We start from the raw sequence: 20,365 nt of genomic DNA on the forward strand, positions 1-20,365 counted from the left end.
AGGAGCGTACGTGTCCGAACCGGAACCGACCTCACACTCCCCCGGGGGCAGCCCGCCGGCCGGAGTGCCGTACCTGTTGACCGTGCCCGCCCAGGAAGGGCTGCCGCCGGCGATCAGGTGGCCCGGTCGGGAGGGTGAGCCCGGCTGGGCCATCCCGGTCCAGGTCCCGGACGGCACCCTCGGGTACGCGCTCTTCCTGCCCCTGGTGCCGACCAGCGGCGACACCGCGCCCGGGGCCGCCGGAGGAGCCCCGGCCCTCCTTGCGGCCGGCCCGGCTGGCGACGGCCCGGCCGGCCCGGTCGCCACTGCGCCACCGGTGCCCCCGCCCGGCCCGGCAGCAGCCACCGACGGCTCACCGGCAACCACGGCACCGGCCCCGGCGACGCCCGCCCCGGCGGCCGACGAGGCAGCGGCAGATGGGTCGGGCCGGTCGGTGAGCGTGCCGGCACCGCGCACCGCGGCGGCCCCGGCGGACGTCGCGCCGACCAAGCCCGCCCCGCTCCCGGCCGCCGCCCCGGTGACGCCCGGCCCGCAGGAAGGCCCGGGTCGACCCGTACCCTCCGGCCAGCAACCGCCACCCGGGACCGGCGTGCCCGGCCCCGGTCAGCAGGCCGTCCTCGGCCGCCCGGGGTCTGCCGCATTCGGCACGCCGCCGGGCGGCGGCCGACCGGCGCAGTGGGGTGGGGCGCCCGAATCCTGGGCCCCGGTCCCGCCCCCGCCGTCGTTCCTGAGCGCCCGGTGGCCCGGTCCCCGGCCCGCCACCGGCTGGGCGGTGCCGGCGGCGGTACTGGCCGGGGCGTTGGGCGTGGCGTTCTTCGTCCCGCTGAGCCGCACCGGCATCGGTTGGTTCCTCGGCTGGCTGGTCCTCACCGTCGGGGTGGTCGCGGCCGTCAGGCGCAACGCCGACGCGCTGACCCGCGCCGACATGCTGATCCGGGGCGGCTGGGCGGTGGCCGCGCTGGCGCTGCTGGCCGTGCTGACCTTCCGTAACGCCTGGTGGTTGGTGACCTTCTGCGTCCTCGGGGCGCTGGGCTGCGCCACCCTGGCGATCGTGGGCGGCAGACAGGTCCGGTCCATCCTGTTCAGCCTGGTCGCGGCCCCGTTCGCGGCGCTGCGCGGGCTGCCCTGGGTACGCCGGCACGTGACCGCCACCGGCGGCGGCCAGCTGGTGCGCCGGGTCGTCGGCTCGGTCGCCGCCACCGCCGTGGTGCTGCTCGTGTTCGGGCTGCTGCTGTCCTCCGCCGACGCCGCGTTCGACCAGGTGCTCGGCGCGGTCGTGCCCGAGGTCAACGTCGGCACGGTGTTCCGCTGGCTCTTCCTGGCCGCCGTCGGCGGGTTGATCGCCGTCGCCGCCACGTACACCCTGGCCGCGCCACCGGACCTGTCGACCGTCGACCGGGAGGGTCGGCGTCGGCTGGGCATGCTGGAGTGGGCCCCGGCCATCGCCGCCCTGACGCTGCTCTTCGTCGGTTTCGTCGCGGTGCAGTTCACGGTGCTCTTCGGCGGTCAGCGGCACGTCCTGCGTACCGCCGGGCTGAGCTACGCCGAGTACGCGCGCAGCGGATTCTGGCAGCTGACCGTGGTGACCCTGTTGACCGTGGCCGTGCTGGGCGGGGTCAGCCGTTGGGCGCGACGCGAGACCCGGGCCGAACGGGTCCTGCTGCGGGCCCTGCTCGGGCTGCTCAGCGTGCTCAGTGTGGTGATCGTGGTGTCGGCGCTGTCGCGGATGTACACCTACCAGAAGGTCTACAGCTTCACCGGGGAACGGATCTTCGTGATGGCGTTCGAGCTGCTGCTCGGCGCGGTCTTCCTGATGATCCTGGCGGCGGGCGTACGGTGGCGGGGCCGGTGGATCCCCGGCGTCACCGTCGGGCTGGCCGTGGTGATGCTGCTCAGCCTGGCCGTGCTCAATCCGGAGGACTACGCGGCCCGCCGCAACATCGCCAGGTACGAGCAATCCGGCAAGATCGACGCCTGGTACCTGCGGGCGCTCTCCGCCGACGCCACCCCCGCCCTGGCCAACCTGCCGGACCGGGTGCGCCGGTGCACGCTGAGCTGGATCGACGACGACCTCGCCGAGCCCGACCCGTGGTACGCCTGGAACCTGGGCCGTAGCCGGGCCCGCGCGGAGTTGAAGCGGCTGGGCCCGGGCGCGGTCGGCGGGCAGAAGGACTGCAAGGCCGCCGACCAGTTCGACCTGCCGAAGACCCGACGCGCCCCGCGCTGACCTCCCCGCACCGCCCTCGCCACCGACCAACGGTTCCACCCCCGCTGCCCCGACATGACCGGGATAAACGGATTGCGGAAATAGCGGTGACCATCCGCAATTCCAGCACCCGTCCGATTACCCGCCGAGTTACCGACGAGGGCGCATTTCCCCTGGTAGGCCAGTATTCGATCAACCGTAAAACTGCTGTCGACGGAAACCTCGGAGAAACGAGGGCTGGTTAGCGTTCGCGACCGTTGAACGCTCAATCTCGCTCCGAGGAGAGACCTTTGAAGGTACGAACATCGAGGAGCACGCGCGTGCTCCTCTCGGTGATCGTCGCGGTGACCGCCCCGGTGGCCCTGGCGGGGCCGGCCACCGCGGCGTCACCCACCGCGGTCGCGCCGCCTGCGGCGTCCACGACCGACCTGCCCGACCCGACGGCCCGTGGCCCCTTCGGACACCAGGCCGTCCAGGAGGCCAAACTCGGCCTCGCCAGCATCCAGGAACCGAACTCCTCAGGCGCCGACCCGACGGCCGGGACGGCGCAGGCCGCGGAGCGGATCGAGATCCGGGGCCAGCTGTACACACCGGACTTCACCCGACGTACCACGCCGTCGCCGGTGCTCGTGCTGGTGCACGGCAACCACGGCTCGTGCGACTCGGGCCAGGACACCGCCCAGCTCACCTGCGCCCAGTTCAAGCACAACGAGAACGGCTACGCCTACCTCGCGGAGAACCTCGCCACCTGGGGTTACACCACCTTCTCGGTGTCCCAGGACCAGCTGATGATGCGGCAGGACAGCAGCAAGGGCAAGGGCATGCACAGCCGGCGGATGCTCATCGCCGCCACCCTGGACGCGCTGAGCGCGGCGAACCGCCCCGGTGGGCTGCCCGTCGACGAGCACACCACCGTCGGCACCACGCTCGCCGGCCGCCTCGACCTGACCCGGATCGGCCTGATGGGCCACTCGCGTGGCGGTGACGCGGTGTCCAGCTTCATCGACTACAACCGCATCCGCACCGACGGCCCGCGGTACCCGCTGCGCGGGGTCATCTCGCTCGCCCCGGTGGACTACGAGCGCAAGGCCCCGTACGGGATGCCGTACCTGTCGATCCTGCCGATGTGCGACGGCGACGTCTCCAACCTCCAGGGCGCGCGGCTGTTCGAACGCAGCCAGTACGTCAACCCGGGCGACCCGTTCCCCCGCATCCAGGTGGAGCACCTCGGCGCGATCCACAACTGGTACAACACCGTCTGGTACGCCGACGGCGGCGCGGACGGCCAGGCCAACAACGACGCGGCCTGCGGCAACTCGGCCCCGTTCGCGACCAACAACATCCATCCGCACAACCTGCGGCTCAGCGGCGCGGCCAGCTACACCGACCCGGCGCTGAACTACGCCATCGACAACTCCGACCCGCTGAACCCCGCCGTGAACACCAAGTTCTCCGGCGACGCGGCGCGGATGGGCGACCAGGAGAAGCTGGGCCTGGCGACGATGGCGGCGTTCTTCCGTCGCTACGTCGGCGGCGAGGGCGCGTTCCAGCCCTATCTGACAGGTGAGCTGGCCAACACCCCGGGTGGCCTCCAGGTCCCCGCGTCGGCCTGCCCGACCAGCCCGTCCGGCACCGCGATCGGATGCGACGAACGGGTCAACACCAGCTACTTCGCCGCCCCGCAGGAACGGGTGGACGTGATCCGGCCCGAGGTCAACAACCCGCTCACCCGTAACGCCCTCGGCGGAACCCTGACCGGCAGCGGCTTCGCCGACCCGTACGCGCAGGCCGCCGGGGTCACCCCGAAACCGGCGAGCACCCCCGGCGGGTACGACTGGTGCAACCCGGAGCCGCAGGACTTCGCCCCGGCGCAGCTCGGTAAGACCGGGCTGCCGACCGCCGCCAAGCCCTGCCCACTGCCGGCGGCCGGCGCGCTCGGCGGGCAGAACGGCACCCGGGAGAACAGCCCCATCAACCACTCCTACGGTCGCCAGCTCACCCTCGCCTGGGAACCGGGCTCGACCGCGTCGCTGACCGCCGCGATCCCGGCCGCGTCCGGCAACGTACGGCACCTGAAGGCGCTGGCGCTCAGCGCCGCCGTGAACTTCTTCGACACCCGCAACCCGGGTGCCGACAACCGGGGCGACAACACCCGGGACACCACCGTCAACGGCACCCCGACCAACCCGGTCTGGCCCAACGAGAAGCCCACGTCGTACGACCCGGCCTCGACCACCCAGCGGTTCGTCATCGCGCTGCGCGACGCCGCCGGTCACGAGGGGACCGTCGACGCCGGTGACCCCCGCTGGGGCAACGCCCTGCACATGTCGACCGGCACGAACACCCCGAACACCCACATCGTCCTGGACCAGATCCGGGTCCCGCTCGCCGAGTTCACGGCGCAGGGCGTCGACGTCGGTGCGCTGGCGAAGCTGGAACTCCGGTTCGGGGTGGGTGACATGCCGAAGTCCGGCTCGATCGAGCTGGCCGACGTACGTTTCCAGGAATCCGACGCGGGGGCACAACTGCTGTCCGACGGCGACCGGGCCGACGGCGCGGGCCACGGCCCGTCCGCCCTCGGCGGCCCCGACCCGGCGACCTACCTCGCGGGCTACGACAACACCCCGGGCAACGTCGCGCTCGTCGACCCGGTGGCCAACCCGCAGGGCAACACCACGTGGACGGTCGACGACGACCGGAAGCAGTGCCCGACGGCCGACTTCACCTCGATCCAGCGGGCCGTCGACTTCGCCTCGCCGTGGGACACCATCGTGGTGTGCGCGGGCGTCTACCAGGAGTCGTCGACGCCGGTGAACCATGCGTCCAACCCGGTGCAGACCGGTGCCCGCAACGGCCTGACCATCACCAAGCCCCTGAAGATCAAGGGGGCCGGCGCGGACAAGGTCACCATCAAGCCCGATCCGTCACTGGGGAACCTGGCCGGCGACCAACCGTACCTGCGCGACGGCGGCGGCAACGTGATCACCGTGTCCCGGCAGTCGCTCGGCTCGACCGACACCAACGAGATGTTCCTCGACCTCTCCGGCGTGACGGTGACCTCCGGCGACGTCTGGGCCGAGGCGGGCATCGCGTTCTTCGGCGCGGCCGGCCGGGTCGCCGACAGCGTCGTCGGCCCGCTGCGGGTGGCGACCACCGAGGCGGAACTCGCCGCGCACCCGCACGGCTGGGGCATCGTCAAGACCGGCATCATCCGGGGGGCCGGCACCGGCACCGTCGAGAGCGAGCTGACCGTCACCGGCAGCGTGGTCAGCGGCTACCAGTCCGGCGGCATCCTCTTCGACGGCGCGCGGGGCCGCGACGGCACCCCCGAGACCACCGTCCGCTCCGGCATCCGCCAACACGGGTACGTGACCGACACCGTGGTCACCGGCGAGCCGAACAGCCGGTTCCCGCAGACCGGCATCGCGTACACCAGCGGGACGGACGGCTTCGTGAACACCAGCCGGATCACCGGGAACTACTACCCGCCCGCACCCCAACGGTCGTACGGCATCCTGCTGACCGACGCCCGCACCGAGACGGCCGGGGCGCTCACCGGCTACCGCAACGTCCTCACCGGCAACGGGTTCGCCGTCTACAACGCCAACGCCGACAACACCGCCGTACGCGAGGGCGCCCCGTTCGCGCTGACCGGCAGCTACCTCGGCAGCGGGCCACCGGTCCCGGGCGGACCGGCGGTCCCGGCCACCGGCATCGAGGCGATCTCCGGCGTGGACGGCACCGGCGCGGCCACGGTCACCGTCACCAAGCGCCGGCCGACCCCACCACCGGCAGTGCCGACCACGGTGGGCCGGGTCGCCGACGCCGCGCCCTCGGCCGAACTGGCCGACCCGGGACGCGGGGCGGTGTTCCAGGTCGGGTCGACCGTGCATCCGCTGATCCGGGGCACCGACGACTTCGCCATCGCCTCGACGAGCCTGTTCGTCAACGGCACCCTGGTCGGCACCAGCACCACCGCCCCCTACCTGTTCGACTGGACACCGGCGGCGAAGGACGCCGGTAGGCAGGTCAGGTTCCAGGCGATGGTGGTCGACTCGTCCGGGCAGTCGACGCTGTCCAAGCCGGTCATCGGCACGGTCGACCCGGCGACCCCGGCCCCGACCGTACGGATCGACAAGGTGGAGGCCGACCCCACCTCGGGTACGGCGACGCTCACCGCGACGGTCAACACCGCCGGCACCCTCACCCTCAGCGGGGAGAAGGTCAACGCGGTCAGCCGGCAGGTGGCGAAGGCGAACACGGTGACGGTGACCGTGACGGTGGCACCCGCGTACCGGCAGACGCTGGTCAAGACCGGTCGGCTGGACGTGACGTTCACCGTCGGGTTCGCCAACGCGGCAGGCCAGAGCCCGGGTGAGACCGTCCAGGTGACCCTGACCAGGACCTGACGGTCCGGCACCGGTAGGACCCCTCCCGGGTCCCTCCGGTGCCGTCAGGTCGGTTGCCGCCCTTCCTGCGGGAAGGAGCATGCTTATCCGCCGTTCCGCTCCCGCGCCGACAGCAACAGGGCGTCGGCCAGCTCCGCCGCCACCTGCTCCGGTTCGGCCAGGCACCGCCACGCGGGCACCCGGCGTACGGGGTGGGACCCGCCGGTGACGTCGAGCCGGGCGAGCACCTTACGCAGCTCGCGCCCTTCGGGATCGCCAGCCGGATCGTCGACTACCACCGCCAGCTCGGCATCCTCGCGCCGCACCACGATGTCGACGGTCTGCCCGGCCAGGGTGACGTCACGCCGCACGGTGAGTCCCACCTGCCGGAGGGCGCGGTGGAGCCGGTCCGCCGGTACGGAATCCGCGCCCGGCCGGGCCCCGGTGGCATCGCCGACCAGCGCCAGGGCGGTCAGCAGACCCCGTTGTGCCGACCACCACGACCGGTCACCAACCACCACGAGCTGGGACCGGGCCCGGGTGATGGCCACGTTCCACAGGTTGGTCTGGTGGGCCAGCCAGCCCCGGGTACGGTCCGGCACCCCGTGCGCCCCGATCGGCGACACGACCATGATGTCCCGCTCGCTGCCCTGGAACTTGTGGATCGTCGCGCAGAGCAGGTTGTCGGTGAGGCCGGCGGCGTTCAGGGCGGCCGCCAGGCGACGCTGGTGCGCGGCCAACGGCGTGACCACCCCGATCGAGACGTCCGGGTACGCCCTCCGGAGTTTCGTCACCTCGGCGACGACCGCGTCGATCTCGACCTGGTTGTACCCGGACCCGGTGGCTCCCGGGCTGTACCGTCCGGGGACGTCGCGCCACCGCACCGCCGGATCGGCCGGCGCGGCCAACCGGGCCGGATCGGTCAGCACGGTGAGCCGGCCCTGGTAGACCTCGCGGTTCGGCACGTCGACGATGTCCGGGTGGCACCGGTAGTGCTCGTCGAGCAGGTGCGTGGACTTCGCTGCGGCGGCGAACGCGTCGTAGGCGGAGTGAGCGGTGTAGGTCAGCCGGCGGGCAGTCAGCCAACCGGTGCTCAGCCCGGCCCGGGCCCGCTCGGTGACGTCGTCGGGCTCGGGTAGGTCGTCGACGGGCGCGAGCTGACGTGGATCGCCGATGATCAGGGCACGCTTGGCGCGGTAGAGCATGGGCAGGATCGCGGGGATGGTGCACTGCGCCGCCTCGTCGATCACCACCAGGTCGTACAACGCGGGGGTTTTCCTCAACCGCCGGGCGGACAACGCGGTCACCGCCCAGCCGGGCAGCACCCGCAGCAGCTCCGGAAAGTAGGCCCAACTGTCGGACTGTGGCCGGGCCATCTCGTCGGCCCGGTCCTGCAACAGCCGCGTTCCGGCAGTCACCCGGCGGGCGATCTGCGCCCGTAGCAGGTCGATGCTGAGGGCGGGCCGGGTGGTGCCGATCAGTTCGACGAGCCGCCGCCAGGTGGCCTCGGCGTCGGGCAGCCCGGCCAGTCGCCGCAGGCTCTCCCGCCACCGCAGTTCGAACACCGCCCGTTCGGCGAGCGCCTCGACACCATGCCGGTCGACGATCCGGTACGGCCGCAGCCGCCACCGGTACCACCAGCCGAACCACCTGCTGGCGAGCGCCTGATCGGTCAGTCTGACAAGTTGCGCCAGCGCCGTGTCGTCGGCTGGCAGCGGGACCGCACCGAGGCCGGCGTCCCGGTCACCCGGGTCGGCGTCGCGCTCGGCGGCCAGGTCCGCGAGGTCGCGTTCGAGCAACCGTCGCTCGTCCAAACGGGCACGGAGACCGGCGGCCTCCTCGGCCAGCATCCGCAACTCGCGCAACGGCGTCCGGTCGTCAGGAAGGGTCGACCGTTCCGCAGCCGGATAGGCGGCCATGATGTCGGCGAGGTACTTCGGCTCCTGCTGGCGGTGTTCCTGGTTGCCCGTCCGCATCAGCAACCCCGGGCCGACCATGTCGGTCACCCGGTGGAGCACCGAGTCGACGGCCTGGTTGCTGGTGGAGCCGATCAGCACACTCTGGCCGGCAGCGGTGGCGGTGGCCAGCAGGGCGGTGACGAGCTGACTCTTACCGGTGCCGGGCGGGCCCTGGGCCACGGTCAACGGCTGCGACATCGCCGCCCGGACTATCTCTTCCTGCGCCTCGTTCACCGCGCTCGTCGCCACCGTCACGACCGGCGGCACGGCTGCCTCGTCGGGGCGGAGCGCCAACGCGCCCAGCGCCGTACCTCCGATGAGCCTCGGATTCTTGATCATGCCGCGCAGGTCGTCGACGAGCTGCCGCTGCGGCGACTGGGCGGCGTCGACGGTGTAGAGGATCGCGGCGTTCTGCACCCCGTTGACGGGTCCGGGGCGGATGGTGCCGCCGAGCGCCGCCGGATCAATCTCCGTCACCGGGTTCAACCCGAACGTTTTCACGAGCACATCGACGGTGGCGGTGAGGGATGCCGGGTCGCCCGGCACGAATGCCTGCTCGACGCGCTGCACCAACTCGTCGGCCTCCACCTCGGAGAGCTGGAGCAGATCGACGAGGGCGGCGCTGGGGCGGGGCGGGAACGAGGCGTGCAGGACGTCGTCCGCGCCGACGGTGACGTCGCAAACCAGAAGCGGAGCGAGCCGGACCTGCCGCTTGCGGTCCGGCTGGACGACGACCACCGGATAGCCGTACTGCAACTCCCGACCGTCGGTACGGGCCCGTTCGGCGAAACCGGCCGCCATACGTCCCAACCGGACGGGCGTCTCGGACGTGAACACGGCTTCGCGCCCCGGCGGTGCCGCCAGATAGGTCCCGGCCGCTTTGGGGTCGATGAACGACTGCAGGACGGTCGACCGCTGCATGCAGTTGACGTAGTAGGTGACCAAGCGACGCCACTGGTCCGCATCGAACGGCGCCTCGTCGGCCGGGCTCGCCGTGACGGCTGTGGCCTGCCGCGCCTCGGCGGCGGAACCCGGTGCCGCGACCAGCTTGATCGGCTCGGTGACCCCCTCGCTCGACTCGACCGGGGTGTGCTGGCGACGCCGGGCCATCTCGGTCAATGCACAGCGGGACAGGTCGTTGCTGGTGATCCAACCGTCGTCGGTAGGCCCCTCGGCCGCACCCCGCAGCCCGTCGAGAAGCACCTCGGTGAAGACCGACGGGCGGTCCGGCCCCTGCGCCTTCGACGCCTTGAGGTGGGTGCTGGAGGTCAGGATGAAGGTGCCACGCTCCCGCTTGAGGCGGCGTGGCTCTTCGCGTACGCCGCCCTGGAAACGGTTGCGGGCCGTGAACGCGCCCGAGAAGCAGCAGTCGAGCAGCACCACCTTCTGACCGGCCTTGGTGCTGTTGAGCAGGTGCCGCAGCGTGCCGTCGGTGTCGAACGCGGTCGCGTGCAGCTGCCCGCTGACCGTGTCGGTCGCGGCTAGGAAAAGCGACTGCCCGTCGCCGTGCAACACACCGTGGCCGGAGTAGTAGAGCAGCGCCAGGTCGCCCCGGCCCCGCGCGCCGTAGAACTCCTCGACGATCTGCCGGAGGTGCGTCGCCGGCAGGTCCACTTCCGCGCGTACGGAGTCGAACTCACCCGCGCCGTCCAGCAGCGCCTTGAGCTGTGCCACGTCCTGGCGTACCGAGGGTAGGGGGGCGAGTTCCCGGTCGGCGTGGCAGGTGGCCGTGCCGAGCAGCAGGGCGTGCCGGCCCATCAGGGGCGGGTCCGCTCGATCGCCGCCCGTACCGTGGCGATCAGTTCGTCGGTCTGGGCGTGGGTGGGCCGGTCGATGGTCAACTCGATGTCGCCGACCCGCAGGTGCACCCGGCGACCGGTGTGCCGTCGCAGGAAGGCCAGCACCACGTCGACGAGCGCCTGCACATAGCCGGGGTCGGTGCCAGCCAGCACGGTGACGACGCCGAGCGCCAGCTCGGCTGCGCCCTTCGTCTCCGGATCGGTCACCGGCCGCTCGGCGCGCTCCACCTCACCGACCTCGCGGAGGTCGTCCGCCAGCTCCTCGGTCAGCTCCCCGAGGACGAACTCGTCGTCGTCGGCCAGCGGAGTGAAGTCGATCCGGACGCGGGCGTGGGACATCCAACCTCCTGGCTCAGCAGTGCTGACCAACCTACGGAAAACGGTAGGTGTCGGACCGGTTCTGTCGGTTAGCCGATCCAACCGACAGTCTGGTATTTCCTATGTGGATCATACGTACGTCCAACGTAGATTCTGGTTCCTGTCTGCCTTCTGAGCGCCTACATCCGCCGGGTCGCTCGACGGATCAGGGACGACGCCCACACGGGCCGAAGGAGCACACCGATGGTTCGAGCCGGATGACCACGGCGATCGACAGCCCTCCGGCGCCAGGCCAGCTCGTCACGGTACGCAACCGGCGCTGGGTCGTCGCCGACGTGGTCCGCAGCGAGGTGACCAGCGGCGACCCGCACGTCTTCACCGGTGTGACCCCGCACCTGGCCACTCTGGTCAGCATTGAGGACGACGCCCGCGACGAGGAGTTGCGGGTGGTCTGGGAGCTGGAGCCGGGGCGGCGGGTGCACGATAGCGCGACGCTGCCGGACCCTCGGCACGGGTTCGACGATCCCGGACAGTTGGCGGCGTTCCTGGATGCGGTGCGCTGGGGGGCCATCGCCTCGGCCGACCGGACCGCCCTCCAGGCCCCGTTCCGCTCCGGCATCGAGATCGAGGACTACCAGCTCGACCCGGTGGTCCGGGCGCTGTCGATGCCGCGGACCAACCTGTTGATCGCCGACGACGTCGGTCTCGGCAAGACCATCGAGGCCGGGTTGGTCATGCAGGAACTGATGCTGCGGCATCGGGCCCGCACCATGATGATCGTCTGCCCGGCCGGGCTGACCCGGCAGTGGCGTGACGAGATGCGCGACAAGTTCGGCCTCGACTTCCGCATCGTCGACGCGCCGCTGCTGCGGGAGCTGCGCCGCACCCGAGGGCTCTACACGAACCCGTGGACGCACTACCCCCGGTTGATCGTCAGCGTGGACTGGCTCAAGCGGGACCGGCCGATGCGGTTGCTGCGCGAGGTGCTGCCGGCGATGCCCCGCTATCCGCGCAGCTTCGACCTGCTGGTCGTCGATGAGGTACACACCTGTGCGCCGTCCGGCCGTGGCCGGTACGCGGTGGATTCGCAGCGTACGAGGGCGATCCGGGCGCTCGCCCCGCACTGCGAGCATCGGCTGTTCCTCTCCGCCACCCCGCACAACGGTTTCACCGAGTCGTTCACCGCGCTGCTGGAGCTCCTCGACGACCAGCGGTTCGCCCGGGGCGTCAAGCCGACCGACGAGCAGTTGGCCCGGGTGATGGTACGGCGGCTCAAGAGCGAACTGCCGCCGAAATGGGACGGCACTGCCCGGTTCCCGGTGCGACACCTGGGTTATGTGGAGGTCGACTACCCGGCTGCCGAGCGGCACGCCCACGCCCAGCTCAGCCGCTATGCGGCGAGCCGCCGGGCGAACGCCGACGGACGGGCCGGTGAGATCGCCGCCGACTTCGTCACCACCCTGCTCAAGCGCCGGCTCTTCTCGTCACCGAAGGCGTTCGCCGAGACGGTGGAAACCCACCTGGCGACGATGACCGCCCGGGATCACGCCGCCCCCGGCGACCCGGCGCGGGAGACGGACCGGGCGGCCGGCGAGAAGGTCCTGCAACCGGTGATCGACCGGCTGGCCGAGACGGCCGAGGACGATACCGCCTACGGCAGTGCCGAGGCGGATGCCCTGACCACCGTCCGGCACTACGCGGCCCCGCTGTCGGCCGAGGAACGGGCACTCCTGGGTGAGCTGCGCACCTGGGCCCGCGCGGCGCAGGACCGGCCGGACGCCAAGCTCGCCGCGCTACATCGTTGGTTGGACCCGATCGTGCGACCCGACGGCGAGTGGTCGGCCGAGCGGGTGATCATCTTCACCGAGTACCGCGACACCCAGCGCTGGTTGCACGAGCGGTTGCTCAGCGCCGGCTACCCGCCGGAGCGGATCGCCCTGCTCTACGGCGGGCAGGACCCGGACGAGCGCGAACACGTCAAGAACGTCTTCACCGAGCACCCCGACCTCGACGACGTGCGGGTCCTGCTCGCCACGGACGCCGCCAGCGAGGGCATCAACCTGCAACGCCACTGTCACCGACTGTTGCACTGGGAGATCCCCTGGAATCCCAACCGTCTTGAGCAACGCAACGGCCGGATCGACCGGCACGGTCAGCGCGCTTCCCGGGTGGAGGTGCTGCACTTCGTGCCGGCCGGTTGGCAGCAGGTCGACTACACCACCGGTTCGTTGGAGGACGAGCTGGCGTTCCTGCGGCTGGCGGTGGAGAAGGTCGAGGCGATCCGCACCGACCTGGGCAGCGCGGGTGAGGTGATCGCCGCCCAGGTCGAGCAGAAGATGACCGGCAGGCAGACCGACTGGCGGGTCACCGACGTCGAGATCGACAGGCGGGCGAGCCGGGCCCGGCTGCGGGTGGAACGTGACCTGGCCCGGGACCTGCAACGGCTCACCGACACGTTGAAGGGGAGCCGGGCGGAGCTGAACCTCACCCCGGCCACCGTGGAACGGGTGGTCCGCACCGGGTTGCGGCTGGCCCACCGCCGGGATCTACTCGACGCGCCGACTCCGGCCGGCGCGTCGGGTGCCTGGTTCCGGCTGCCCGAGCTGCCCGGCGCCTGGGCGACCGCGCGCAACGACGGGTTGCTGCACCCGGTGACCGGCCGGGAACGGCCGGTCACCTTCGATCCGGACGCGGCGGTGGGGCGTACCGACGTGGTGTTCATGCACCTCGGGCACCAGTTGGTGCAGATGTGCCTGCGTCTGCTCCGGGCCGAGCTGTGGGCCCAGGCCCGGGGTGGTGCCGGGTCGGGCGACGCGAAACTCAGCCGGGTCACCGCCCGGGTGGTGCCGGGTGACCTGCTGCATAGCCCGGCGTTGGTCGCCCACGGCCGGGTGGTGCTCACCGGTGCGGAGGGCACCCGGTTGCACGAGGAGATCGTCACCGCCGGCGGCCCGATCGAGGGTGGGAAACTCACCCGGGTCCGTCAGGAGGAGTTGGAGGCGCTGCTCGCCGCCGCGACCGACGAGGTCCCCGCCGAGCAGGTCCGGCAGAGCCTGACCGAGCTGTGGCCGACGCTGGCCGGGCCGCTGAGTCGGGCTCTCGGCACCCGCGCCGACCAGCGCGCCCGCAGCCTGCGTGGGCTGCTCGCCCGCCGCTGCGAGGAGGAGGTCACCGCGATCGGCGCGGTGTTGACCGAGCTGGAAACGTCGATCCGCAGCAAGCTCGCGGACGAGCCGCACTGGGAGCAGCCGACCCTGTTCACCGTCGAGCGCGACCAGTTGCACGCCGACCGGGACGCGTTGCAGGCCCGGCTGCGCGAGATCCCGACGCAGCGCGAGCGGGAGAGCGACGCGCTGCGTCGTCGCTACGCCGAGCCGACACCCCGCTGGTTCCCGGCCGCCGTCACCTTCCTGGTCCCCGCGTCCCTGGCCCGAGGTGCCCGCTGATGCCCGCCATCCCCCGCCAGTCCCGAGGAGCATCCGGCCGTGCCGGCACCGGCCACCGGCCGGCTGGACCGGCAACGCAACGGCACCGAACGCCCGCGCTGACCATCGACGAGCAGCATGCCGAGTGGCTGGGCCTGCTGCGCCCGGAGGGGCCGTTCCTGACGGTGCCGGTGCTCGTCGAGGTGCTGCCGCACGGCCTCGACACCGTGCCGGACGACGTCCGCGACCGGGTCCGCCGGGGCTGGGCGGAGGTGCAGGACGCCCCGGACCTGCTCGGCCCGGCCTGGGTCGAACTGATCCTCGGCGAGTTGCTGCGTTATCCGGCCAGCGTCCGTGCCGACGGTGCGGTCGAGGTCACCGGCGTCGACGGTTTCCGGCCGGACGTGGTGCTGTCCGGTCCGCAACCCGGCGGCGGCCGGACGGCTCGGTTGCACGTACACCGGTTGCCCTTCGACGCCTCGCTCACCGCCGCCCGGGGTGACCGGCCGGGCGCGATCGAGCAGGCCGCCCAGGTGTGCCGGGACACCGGCGTACCGCTGGCGCTGGTGACCAACGGGCAGCACTGGGCGTTGGTGCACGCCCGCCGGGGGGAGCCCACCGGCGTGGGTGTCTTCGACGCCGACCTCTGGTTGGAGGAGCCGGCGCTGCTGCGCGGCTTCGCGACGCTGCTCGCCGCGTCCCGGGTCCTCGTCCCGCCGACCGACGCCGACGGCCGCCCGTCGACCAGCCTCGCCGGGTTGTTCGTCCGCAGCGCGGAGGCGCTCACCCAGATCACCACCACCCTGGGCGATCAGGTCCGCCGGGCGGTGGAACTCTTCGTCGGCGAGTTGGCCCGGCTGGACCGGGAATCCGAGGGAATGCTGCTCGGCAAGGTCAGCGAGCGGGAGATCTACCGGGGCGCGCTGACCGTGCTGATGCGGCTGGTCTTCCTGCTCTATGCCGAGGAGCAGCGGCTGCTGCCGGTGGCCGATCCGCTCTACGCGCAGGCGTATGCGGCGTCCACCCTGCACGGTCAGCTCGGCGCGGTCCGTGACCTGCACGGCGACGAGGTCGGCGACCGTCGTACCGCCGCTTGGCCCCGGCTGCTCGCCCTCTTTGCCGCGGTGTACGACGGCTGCGAGCATCCCGACCTGCGGATTCCCGCCCACGGTGGTTCGCTGTTCGACCCGGGGCGGTTTCCCTGGCTGGTCGACGCGGCGGTCACCGACCGGGTGGTGCACGAGATGCTGGACGCCCTGCTGGTGCTGCGGCACCGGGGCCGGGCCGCCGAGCAGCTCAGCTACTCCAGCCTCGGTGTGGAGCAGCTCGGCCACGTCTACGAGGGCCTGTTGGAGTTCTCCTGCGCCCGGGTGCGGGAGCCGTACGTCGGTCTGCTCGGCAAGCGGGAGCCGGAGCTGCCGCTTGCCGAGTTGGAGGCCGCCGCCGCCCGGGGTGAGGCGGAGCTGCGGGTCTGGCTGGTGGCCCGCTGCGAGCTCACCGTCCGGCAGGTGGCGAAGGCCCTGGCCGCGACGCCCGCGCCGCACCAGCTCGCCGCGCTGCACGCGGCCTGCGACAACGACGCCGACCTGGCCGATCGGGTACGCCCGTTCTGGGGCCTGCTCCGCACCGACCTGCGTGACCTGCCCACGGTCTTCCCCGCCGGCTCGGTGCTGTTCACCCAGTTCGGCGACCGGCGGAACACGGGCACCCACTACACCCCGCGCCCGTTGGCCGAGGAGGTCGTCCGGCACACCCTCGCCCCGCTCTGCTTCGCTCCCGGCCCGGCGCAGGGCGTCACCGACGAGAAGGTGTGGCAGCCCAGGACCGCCGACGAGCTGTTGCGGCTCAGGGTGCTCGACCCGGCGATGGGTTCCGGGGCGTTCCTGGTGGCGGCCTGCCGCTACCTCGCCGAGGTGCTGGTGCGGGCCTGGCAGCGCGACGGGCTTCCCGCCGAGTTCGCCGACCTGGCCAACGGCAACCCGGACCGGGAGGATCTGCTGCTCGCGGCCCGTCGCCTGGTCGCCGCCCGCTGCCTGTACGGGGTGGACCGCGACGACATGGCGGTGGAGCTGGCCAAGCTGTCGCTGTGGCTGGTGACCCTGGCGAAGGGGAAACCGTTCGGTTTCCTCGACCACGCGCTGCGCTGGGGCGACTCGCTGATCGGCATCACCTCCGTCGACCAGCTCACCGCCTTCCACCTGGACCCGCAGGCTGGGCGCTACCAGCACAGCCGCTTCTTCGGCGACCTGGTCGACCGGCTGCACCGGACGGTCGGTGAGATGACCTCGCTACGCGAGTCGATCGGTGCGACAGTGGTCGAGGACACCCGCGACGCCGCCGACAAGGCCGCCACGCTCGCCCAGGTCGACCAACTCGGCCACGGGCTGCGGCTGGCCGCCGACGCGGTGGTCGGCGCGGCGCTCTCCACCGCCGTCCGTCCTCAGCGCCGACCGGGGGATCCGGAGGACGACACCGACGACACCGAGACGAAGTACGACGGCCGTCTGCTCGCCATCAGCGACGACGTGTACGGCCTGCTCGACGGGCCGTATGACACGGAGCTGGAACAGCGGGTCGCGCTGACGGTCGCTGGCTGGCTGCGCGGTTCCCGGCCGGAGCCGATCCAACCGCTGCACTGGCCGTTGGAGTTTCCCGAGGTGGTCAACCGCGCCGGCTTCGACGCCGTCATCGGCAACCCGCCGTTCGTCGGCGGCAAGCGGGTCAGCGGAGCCATCGGCATTGACATGCGAGAATACCTCAAGCGGCAGATCGCCCGCGACAAGCCCGGCAACGCGGATCTCTGCTCCTACTTCCTGCTGCGCAACCTCAGCGTCAGCGGCAAGGGGCGGGTGGGCATCATCGCCACCAACACGATCGCCCAGGGCGACACCCGGGAGGTCGGTCTCGACCAGGCCGTGGACATGGGTTGGACGGTCTACCGGGCGAACAAGTCCCAGCCCTGGCCGGGCACCGCCTCGCTTGAGGTTTCCCTGCTCTGGGTAGGTCACGCCGCCGACGGCGAGCAACGGGTGCTCGATGGCCGAGGGGTACGCGCCATCACCCCGTCACTCGATGCCGAGTCCCGCGTCACCGGCAACCCCCACCGCCTCGCCGCGAATGCCAATCGATGCTTCCAGGGTGCCGTGGTGCTCGGCATGGGATTCGTACTCGAACCAGAGGAGGCTCAGACGCTCCTTGCCAAGGACCCCCGCAACCAGGATGTCCTCTTTCCCTACCTGAACGGCGAAGACCTGAACTCTCGCCCCGACTGCTCCGCCAGCAGATGGGTCATCAACTTCCACGATTGGCCAATCGAGAAGACCGAAAAATACCCAGACTGCTTCGCAATAATCGAACAAAGAGTCAAACCTCAGCGCCTTACTGCAAAGCAGCGCGATTACCGCGAAAAGTGGTGGCAGTATGGGCGCATCGGGTCGACACGCAATCAAGCAACACAGGGGCTAGCTCGTGTCATCGCAGCAACTCTCGTCACCAAGTTCCTAACTCCATGCCTAGTTGAGAACAATCAGGTATTCGCACATAGGCTTGCAGTTTTTGCAACCGATTCGCCGTCGCAGCTATGCATCCTCAACTCAGCACTCCACGAAAAATGGGCAACAGCTAACAGCTCAACCCTAGAATCGAGATTGAACTATTCCCCGTCGGATGCCTTCGAGACGTTTCCTCAGCCGGAGGCGACCGAGCGGATGGAGCGTCTCGGGGCGGAGTTGGACTCGTATCGGCGGTCGGTGATGTTGGGGCGGGAGTTGGGGCTGACGAAGCTCTACAACCTGGTCCACGACGAGCAGGTCACCAGCGCCGACATCCAACGCTTGCGGGAGATCCACGTCGAGATCGACGAGGCGGTCGCCGAGGCGTACGGCTTCGACCTCACGCTCGGGCACGGTTTCCACCGGACCCGTCAGGGCACCCGGTTCACCATCGCCCCGACCGTCCAGGTCGACGTGCTGGATCTACTCCTCGAACTCAACCACCAGCGCCACGAGCAGGAGCAACCCCATCAGGCCACCACCCGCCGCAAGCCGCAGAAGAGGACCAAGGCCGTGCCGCGCGCCAGGTCCGAAGCGGCCCCGGCAGCGATAGAGTCCGCATTGGACGACGGCCTGTTCCCTCTCCCCGACGCTCTCTTCTGAGCGACGAAACAGTAAGGAAGTCTGATGGCTGCGGCGACTCCACGGGTATGGTTGGTGCGAGCGGGGCGGCATGGCGAGCGGGTGAGCTGGGCCATCGACAACCAGGTCGCCGGTGGCGGTTTCAGGGAAGTCAACGACCTCACGAAGGCAATTACCCGGGAGTCGGTGGGCGACCTTGTGCGGGCTGGGTTTCCCGAGGCCAAGGCAAACCTGGTAGCCAACTACACCGGGCAGTTGTGGGCGCTACGGGAGCGTATAGCGGTGGGCGACATCGTCGTGTTGCCCATGAAGATGTCTGGTCAGATTGCCATTGGCAAAGTAGTAGGTGGCTACCAGTACCTGTCCGATCCGGACCCGGAGCGCCGTCACGTCCGACCGGTGCAATGGCTGCGTACGGACATCCCCAGGACCGCGATCAAGCAGGATCTGCTCTACACGCTCGGAGCGTTTCTCACCATCTGTGAGGTCAGCCGCAACGATGGCGCGTGGCGTATGGCCAAGGTGTTGGAGTCGGGCCATGACCCCGGCGCCCGGCCCACCCTTGGCAAGGCGGCACCCGTCGCGCCCGACGTGCCCCAAGCGGGCGATGTGGAGGCAGACGCCTCACCGGCTGTCGACGTGGAGCGCTACGCGCGCGACCGCATCACCAGCACGGTGATCGAGCACTACGCCGGGCACAAACTCGAACACCTGGTCGCCGCCGTGCTCACTGCGGAAGGCTTCACCTGCACGGTGACGAAGGCATCCAGCGACGGGGGCGTGGACGTATTCGCCGGCCGGGGACCGTTCGGTCTGGACAGCCCCCGCCTGGTCGTGCAGGTCAAGAGCGACGCCAACCCGGTCGGCGTCGACGTGGTGCAGAAGCTACAGGGCGCGTTGGGTAGCCACGGCGCGGATCAGGCGTTGCTCGTGGCCTGGGGTGGCATCAATGGGAACGCCCGCGCGTTGCTGATCAACCAGCACTTCCGCATCCGCGTCTGGGACGCCGACGATCTCATCGACGCGGTGTGCCGGAACTACCTCCAGCTCCCCGATGAGCTTCGCGCGGAGCTACCCCTCAAGCAGGTATGGGTGTTGGTCGAGGAGGAGACGCCCTAACGTGCTGCGTCGGCCTTGAGGGCGGTCAGAAAGTTGGCCCATGAGCGACCGTCGAAGGCGAGCATCGGGCCGGTGCGGTCCTTGGTGTCGCGGACGTCCACCGCCCCACCGACGAACCGCACCTCGACGCAGTTGGCATTGTTGGAGCTGCGGGAGGACTTGAACCAACCCTTCCCGGGGACGCTGTCTGACGAGGTCACGTCATCTCCTTGGCGATCCGACGAATCAGGTCGAGCGATTCGTCGGAGCTTAACGCGCGCTCCCATGCCTCGGCGAAGGTCACCTGGTAGTCGGTGACCCGGGTGGACTGGTCGATGATGTCGATCGAGGTCAACACCTCCTGCCAGACCAGGTCGAGCAACCGGGGCGACGGGAAGGACAGGATCTGGAAGGAGCCACCGAGCGCGGGATGCGCGCCAGCGGAGAACGGCAGCACCCGGAGCTCGATCTGCCCCGGCCGCTCGGTCGCCAATCGGACGAGATGAGCAAGCTGAGCGCTCATCACGGCCGGTCCGCCAACCTGCTGGCGTAGTGCTCCCTCACCGAGCAACACGGTCAGCCGCATCGGGTTGTCGGCAAATAGTCGCGCCTGACGGCCCAACCGGACGGCAACCCGCCTGTCGACCTCGGTGAGCCGAATCGTCGTGGTGCCTCCGGCGATGACCGCTCGGGCATACTCCTCGGTCTGCATCAGACCAGGCACCAGCTCGTTGTCGTAGAAGCGGATGTGCCCGGCACCGGCCTCGTAGCCGAGGAATCGGAGGAACTCGGCCGGGAAGAGCTGCGAATACTCGTGCCACCAGCCGCGCTGGCTCGCGCCGACGCGCAACTCCTCCAACTCGGCTGCCTCCTCGGGCTCCAACTCGTAGACCTTTACGATCTGCGCCAACCGGGAGGCCGGGAGCTTCACCTTGCCCGTCTCCACTCCGGAGACGTACGCCTGGATGATGCCGATGGCGCGACCAGCCGCTGCCGCAGTCAAACCAATCTCCTCGCGGCGGTGACGCAACCTCATCCCC

At 70.7% G+C, this 20,365-nt stretch carries 9 protein-coding genes; 5 read left to right on the forward strand and 4 right to left on the reverse strand.

All coding sequences use genetic code 11. The features are described 5' to 3' along the window. Positions 1–10 precede the first annotated feature (10 nt). Both ACN267_RS18970 and ACN267_RS18975 read left to right on the forward strand, forming a co-directional pair. The gene (locus ACN267_RS18970; RefSeq protein ID WP_421489271.1) at positions 11–2,227 is read left to right on the forward strand and encodes a DUF4153 domain-containing protein; all 2,217 of its coding nucleotides are present in this window, start codon (positions 11–13) and stop codon (positions 2,225–2,227) included. Positions 2,228–2,526: 299 nt separating this feature from the next. After that, entirely contained in the window at positions 2,527–6,615 is a 4,089-nt protein-coding gene (locus tag ACN267_RS18975; protein WP_421489272.1) for an Ig-like domain-containing protein, read from the forward strand. Positions 6,616–6,698: 83 nt separating this feature from the next. Here ACN267_RS18975 and ACN267_RS18980 read toward each other — a convergent pair whose 3' ends face one another. Both ACN267_RS18980 and ACN267_RS18985 read right to left on the reverse strand, forming a co-directional pair. After that, positions 6,699–10,310 carry an AAA domain-containing protein gene (locus ACN267_RS18980; protein WP_421489273.1) on the reverse strand — a complete coding sequence of 1,204 codons (3,612 nt, stop codon included), beginning with the start codon at positions 10,308–10,310 and terminating at the stop codon, positions 6,699–6,701. Then, positions 10,310–10,690, reverse strand: a complete 381-nt coding sequence (locus ACN267_RS18985) for an effector-associated constant component EACC1 (protein ID WP_421489274.1) — start codon at positions 10,688–10,690, stop codon at positions 10,310–10,312. The genes ACN267_RS18980 and ACN267_RS18985 overlap by 1 nt, the downstream gene beginning before the upstream one ends. A 236-nt stretch (positions 10,691–10,926) precedes the next feature. Here ACN267_RS18985 and drmD point away from each other — a divergent pair, with 236 nt between their 5' ends. The 3 genes from drmD to ACN267_RS19000 all read left to right on the forward strand — a co-directional run bounded on the left by drmD (position 10,927) and on the right by ACN267_RS19000 (position 19,346). Next, positions 10,927–14,115, forward strand: a complete 3,189-nt coding sequence (gene drmD, locus ACN267_RS18990; RefSeq protein ID WP_421489275.1) for a DISARM system SNF2-like helicase DrmD — start codon at positions 10,927–10,929, stop codon at positions 14,113–14,115. After that, on the forward strand, positions 14,115–18,248 hold the full coding sequence (locus ACN267_RS18995; RefSeq protein ID WP_421489276.1) for an Eco57I restriction-modification methylase domain-containing protein: 4,134 nt from the start codon (positions 14,115–14,117) through the stop codon (positions 18,246–18,248). Before drmD ends, ACN267_RS18995 begins: the two co-directional genes overlap by 1 nt. Positions 18,249–18,329: 81 nt before the next feature. Then, positions 18,330–19,346, forward strand: a complete 1,017-nt coding sequence (locus ACN267_RS19000; protein WP_421489277.1) for a restriction endonuclease — start codon at positions 18,330–18,332, stop codon at positions 19,344–19,346. Here ACN267_RS19000 and ACN267_RS19005 read toward each other — a convergent pair. Next, positions 19,343–19,546, reverse strand: coding sequence for a DUF397 domain-containing protein (locus ACN267_RS19005; protein ID WP_421489278.1), 204 nt, complete (start codon positions 19,544–19,546; stop codon positions 19,343–19,345). The two genes, ACN267_RS19000 and ACN267_RS19005, sit on opposite strands and share 4 nt — an antisense overlap. Next, positions 19,543–20,361 (reverse strand): DUF5753 domain-containing protein, encoded by an 819-nt coding sequence (locus ACN267_RS19010; protein ID WP_421489279.1) that lies wholly within the window; start codon positions 20,359–20,361, stop codon positions 19,543–19,545. The genes ACN267_RS19005 and ACN267_RS19010 overlap by 4 nt, the downstream gene beginning before the upstream one ends. Between the last annotated feature and the right edge of the window lie 4 nt (positions 20,362–20,365).

The sequence above is a fragment of the Micromonospora sp. WMMD734 genome, assembly GCF_049178975.1.
Classification (GTDB): domain Bacteria; phylum Actinomycetota; class Actinomycetes; order Mycobacteriales; family Micromonosporaceae; genus Micromonospora; species Micromonospora wenchangensis.